1 pseudogene is annotated in these 266 nt (G+C 36.1%); it reads right to left on the bottom strand.

The window, feature by feature from the left end:
• A pseudogene (gene aroE / locus R2R70_RS20725) lies at positions 1 to 170 on the bottom strand (shikimate dehydrogenase); the annotation flags it as partial.
• Positions 171 to 266 lie beyond the last annotated feature (96 nt).

Raw genomic sequence — 266 nt, 5'->3', positions numbered from 1 at the left:
CCTTTTCCACCTTGCTCAAAAAATGTCGATACTGTTTTTTCAAAGCTGTCGATAGGTGCTAATATTGCGCGATAGTCGATTTGCTCACCTAGCGAGATAGCAAATTGTTTATGTATCGCGGGGGATTTTGAATGTTTAATTGGATTTCCAAAAACCGCATATTTGTCCATTTTAAAACAACCTCTTTGCAGCTAAGTGCTGCCTATAATCGATGATAAATAATATGATTAAACGACTTTTCTCTAAATCTAAGCCTAAGAAAGTAG

This window comes from Cobetia sp. SIMBA_158 (assembly GCF_046566945.1).
In the GTDB taxonomy this organism is placed as follows: Bacteria; Pseudomonadota; Gammaproteobacteria; order Pseudomonadales; family Halomonadaceae; genus Cobetia; species Cobetia amphilecti.
The sequence above is the reverse complement of the archived record's forward strand: the minus strand, read 5'-3'. Positions and strand labels throughout refer to the sequence as shown.